Raw genomic sequence first — 1,362 nt, forward strand, 5'->3', positions numbered from 1 at the left:
GGCCTGCTCGCGAACATCAAGTCCGCTCAGGCGATTGCGCCCCCGTCGGCGGTCAGGATGGCGCCCGTAATCACGCTTGCGGCGGGACTTGCCAGAAAGACCACAGCGTTCGCGACTTCGTGCGGCTCGGCGTAGCGTCCCAAAGACGTCAGGCTCCGCTGGAAATCGGCAGCCTCCCCATCGGCCGGATTTGCATCCGTATTTGTCGCCCCGGGCTGAACAAGATTCACGGTGATGCCGTTCGGGCCGAGTTCGCGCGAAAGACCACGGGTGAAGGAGGTAAGCGCCGCCTTGGACATCGCATAAGCCGTTACGCCTGGGAACGGAACCCGCTCCCCCAAGGCCGAACCGATCGAGATGATGCGTCCCCCTTCGATGAGGTGCGGGATAACTGCTTTCGCAAACAGCACTGGCGCTCGCACGTTGACGTCCATCACGGCCTGATAATCGTTCACGTCGATGTCGGCGATCGTACCGGTGTGGCCGATAGCCGCGCTGTTGACGAGGATATCGATTCCACCCAGCGCCGAGACGGCTTCGCTTACGGAGCGCGCGATGGCTTCTGGGTCGGCGCTGTCGGCTTGGATAGCGACTGCGCGACGCCCCTTGCTTTCGATGGACTTGACCACCGCATCAGCTTTCTCCGCGGAGTGCTGGTAAGTAAATGCAACGTCGGCTCCGTTCTCCGCCAGTGCCAATGCGATCGCGGCCCCGATGCCCCGCGATCCTCCGGTAACCAATGCACGCTTTCCGTTCAGATCGATCATGTGTCCGTCCTTTTCCACCAACTTTGTTCAGGCATCCAACTGGTTCGCGTAGGATGCGACACCCGCTTGACAGCCTGATCCGGGAATTTGGTGTTCGGCATCGGTCTTCTTAGTGTCGAGAAATGCCAAACCGTGTTGCGCAGGGGGAACGCCGCCCGATGATTTCACAAGGCAGCCGAGGCAATCATTCCATGGAGCGATGGACGCTTCGTCCTGGACCCTAAGAAGCCACCGGCCTCCAGCTCATGCGCGCCGTCCTCTCCTGGTCTTCCGGTCCTTGGCTTCCTGAATGTCTACACTGGCGCGCGACCGTCTGCCCGACTAGCCCCTGGATACGTCAAGCTGTGTCGCAGCAAGTGGAACGTGCGGGCCTATGTCGGCAAAGGAGTGCGACCGTCGAACGCAGCTCCTTGACAAGGCTTCGCCCCGTTCGCGTCCTAGCCGTCGAGCCCCCAAAGTTCCGGGTTCCGTTTGAAATACTCAATCAGCATCTCGGTGAGCTCCCGCACTTTCCGCGTGGGATGCTGACCCGGCGGGCGCACGACAGACGCGGCCCCCGGAGGGACCGGAGGGCGGGTCCTGATCGGAACCGCTG

General features: G+C 61.9%; 1 protein-coding gene and 1 pseudogene. Both read right to left on the reverse strand.

Translation table 11 applies throughout. From position 1 onward, the window contains the following. Nucleotides 1-26: 26 nt before the first annotated feature. Complete coding sequence (locus tag AC4FWB_RS34140; protein WP_491030605.1) at nucleotides 27-767, reverse strand: SDR family NAD(P)-dependent oxidoreductase; 741 nt, start codon at nucleotides 765-767, stop codon at nucleotides 27-29. A gap of 437 nt (nucleotides 768-1,204) precedes the next feature. Then, nucleotides 1,205-1,362: pseudogene (locus tag AC4FWB_RS34145) on the reverse strand (LysR family transcriptional regulator); the annotation flags it as partial.

The sequence above is a fragment of the Mesorhizobium sp. LEGMi-168a genome (assembly GCF_058312955.1).